The sequence below is a fragment of the Microcystis sp. LE18-22.4A genome (assembly GCF_027531105.1).
Taxonomy (GTDB): domain Bacteria; phylum Cyanobacteriota; class Cyanobacteriia; order Cyanobacteriales; family Microcystaceae; genus Microcystis; species Microcystis aeruginosa.
In genome coordinates this window covers 1-3,041 of sequence record NZ_JAPZRB010000212.1, presented here as the reverse complement: position 1 = coordinate 3,041, position 3,041 = coordinate 1, and the positions used below count along the sequence as shown (strand labels likewise).

The 3,041-nt window shown below is 41.0% G+C and carries 3 protein-coding genes and 1 pseudogene; all 4 read left to right on the top strand.

From position 1 onward, the window contains the following. Positions 1-493 precede the first annotated feature (493 nt). The 4 genes and pseudogenes from rlmN (at position 494) to cpcD (ending at position 2,905) form a co-directional block, all read left to right on the top strand. Entirely contained in the window at positions 494-1,507 is a 1,014-nt protein-coding gene (gene rlmN / locus O9295_RS09300) for a dual-specificity RNA methyltransferase RlmN (RefSeq protein ID WP_288032764.1), read from the top strand. A 283-nt stretch (positions 1,508-1,790) separates the two neighbouring features. Next, positions 1,791-2,348, top strand: coding sequence for a hypothetical protein (locus O9295_RS09295; RefSeq protein ID WP_288032763.1), 558 nt, complete (start codon positions 1,791-1,793; stop codon positions 2,346-2,348). 88 nt (positions 2,349-2,436) lie between these two features. Beyond that, positions 2,437-2,643, top strand: a pseudogene (locus O9295_RS09290) (hypothetical protein); the annotation flags it as partial. A gap of 37 nt (positions 2,644-2,680) precedes the next feature. Further along, the gene (gene cpcD / locus O9295_RS09285) at positions 2,681-2,905 is read left to right on the top strand and encodes a rod-capping linker protein CpcD (RefSeq protein WP_002732223.1); all 225 of its coding nucleotides are present in this window, start codon (positions 2,681-2,683) and stop codon (positions 2,903-2,905) included. Positions 2,906-3,041 lie beyond the last annotated feature (136 nt).

Below are 3,041 nucleotides of genomic sequence, written 5' to 3'. Positions count from 1 at the left end.
TGGCAACGCTTCTACGGAAACTATTAAAAAATACATTGAGAATCAAACTAATAAATGATACAGGGGGATAAATCCCCTTGTTCGCTCGACTACCATCCGTTAAAACGGATGGCTAACCCTCGCTCACGATTTCTCTGGTTTTTGTCGTCAGGCTAAGTTTAAGTTATAGTTTTAAGTATTTAATTAGAGTTTTTGCATAATTAATTTTCGAGAGTGCAAAAATGAGAAAAATAGACATAAAATTGCATAAAATCTCTAAATAGAGCATTTAATTGATTAATGCTCATTCTTAATTCTCCTGACTCCTGACTCCTGACTACTGGCTCCTCACCTAACGGAAGATTTTTGATTTTTGCAAGAGGTCTATTGACTAACAAAGACTAGAGAAGGAGTAAAGGTAAAAGATGTCAATTAATGAATACAATTTTGTTCAGGTTTTGCTTCTAGGGATGATCGATCGGTTAGAATGGTAAGGCGATCAACGATAACAATTATGACTTTACTAGCGAAATCTTTAGAGGAACTGACCGACTGGGTAAAAGACCAGGGACAACCCGCTTATCGGGGTAAACAATTACACCAATGGCTATACGAAAAAGGAGTGCATTCTTTGGCTGATATTTCCGTATTCCCCCAAGAATGGCGCAGCAAGATGGCAGACTATCCTATTGGTCGTTCCCTTATACATTATCGCAGTGTAGCACCCGATCGCACTCGTAAATATCTGCTAAAACTGGCGGATGGTTTAATTATCGAAGCGGTGGGAATTCCTAGTGAAAAAAGATTGACAGTCTGTGTTTCTTCGCAAGTGGGTTGCCCGATGGCCTGTGATTTTTGTGCCACGGGAAAAGGGGGTTTTACTCGTAATTTAAAAGCTTATGAAATCGTTGACCAAGTGTTAACAGTACAGGAGGATTTTCAGCAGCGAGTTAGTCATGTGGTGTTTATGGGGATGGGGGAACCTTTATTAAATATCCCCGAAGTGGTGACAGGGATTCATTGCCTGAATCAAGATGTGGGTATCGGTCAGCGTTGTTTAACGATTTCTACCGTGGGATTGCCCCATAAAATCAAGCAACTAGCGGCACATAATTTGCAAATAACTTTTGCTGTTAGTCTCCATGCTTCTAATCAACAAGTTCGCTCCAAATTAATCCCCAGTGCCGACCATTATCCCCTAACTAATCTGATCCAAGACTGTCAGGAATATGTTCAAATCACGGGACGAAGGGTGACATTTGAATACATTCTTTTAGCGGGAGCGAATGATTTACCCGAACACGCAGGGGAATTAGCCAAACTGGTGAAAGGTTTTCAATCCCACGTCAATCTCATCCCCTATAATCCTATTCAAGAGGTAGATTATCAACGGCCTGATCAAAAAAGAATCAGGGCTTTTAAAACTATTTTAGAACAGGAAAAAGTCGCCGTTACTGTCCGTTATTCCAGAGGTTTAGCGGCCGATGCGGCCTGTGGACAATTGCGAGCGAGCATCATGGTCAAATAAACTTGATTTGTTCACTACTCTATCATCAGTTTTCTCTGTTATAATTAGAGTAACAGAGGAGTGTTGGTTGTGTTGTTTGTTAATAATTGTAAAATTTAATCAAGATCGGGATGGTTATCGGGCAACACCTCAACGGTGGGGGCAAGTAACTGTTAAGTGTGCTTCTTTAACTAGCGGTTTTGGTTATGCTGCCACGGAATTTTTTCAGAGAAGTAGATTTTAGTACTTGTAAACCGCAGTAACTCGACTGTTGGTGATTTTTTCGAGTTCGGGGGTAAGGATCATGAAAAGTCAAATATTAGCAATTGCAGCTTTAGGAACTTTAGCGGTTTTTAATTGTTTTCCTGGGGTAGCTTATAGTCAACCGCTACTTGTCGGCCAAGAACCAACCACACCCACCTTGATCGTAATTGATGATGAGGAGATGGCACAACTTCCTGTGCCTGTTCGTGATTTTTTGCAGCTTTACAAAGCGGGTAATATTGATGGGGCGGTCGATTTTTGGAGGGATAGTGCGATCAAATTTATATCACTACATTCAGATTCAAGTGAAAAAGATCGAAAAGATGCCTTAGATAAAATTAATCAACAAATTTCTATGGTAAAAAGTGTTTTGAAGGTATTCAATCAGGAGTACGGTGTCTGTAAAGACTATACGGTTCTGCAAGAATATACTAGCGTTCAAGATACGTATAATATAAAAAGTTTCTTGCTAAGAACTCGACATGAACAAATTTCTCTTTTTTGGAGATTTACTACTATACAAACCCCTAAAGGGACATTTCTATTGTCCTTCCAGGTCAGTACAGATCTGCGAGACATCATCAAGGATGATAAGTAGTACGACATCAATCGACTACACTAGATCAAGGAGGTAGCGTTGCGACTTATCAGCAGGCTGATCTTCAAACAATTAACAGCGATCACTTAATCCCATTCAAGAGGTGGATGATCAACGGCCTGCTCAAAAGAGAATTAAGGCTTTTAAAACTATTTTAGAACAGGAAAAAGTCGCCGTTACTGTCCGTTATTCGAGAGGTTTAGCGGCCAATGCGGCCTGTAGCTGTATCTATTTTTTGGCGGAAATACCCGACAATCGGCCATTAACTAGATTGCTAGTCTCCCTGCTAGGCTAAACTAGAGAACTATAACATCAATGTAGGAGCCATTTCGATGCAAAGTCTCTCTAGTGCCAAAGAAAATCGCCTTTTTGTCTATGAAGTCGTCGGTTTAAGTCAAAATGACAATACTGATAACCTAGATTATTCTATCCGTAAGAGTGGCAGTGTCTTTTTAACCGTTCCCTATAGCCGCATGAATCAAGAAATGCGTCGGATTACCCGTTTAGGCGCTCGCATCGTCAGCATTAAACCCTTAAACGCTGCTGCGGCCGAGTAGTTCATCGGAAATTTTGGGTCTGAAACCCCGCCGTTCTAGGTTGGCTTTACGTTAGAATTAAAAGGCCAGTCTCGAAAACCAAGTGGACGGCGCAGCACCTTGAAAACTCGGCTTAGGGGGTTCCGACCAGAAAAGC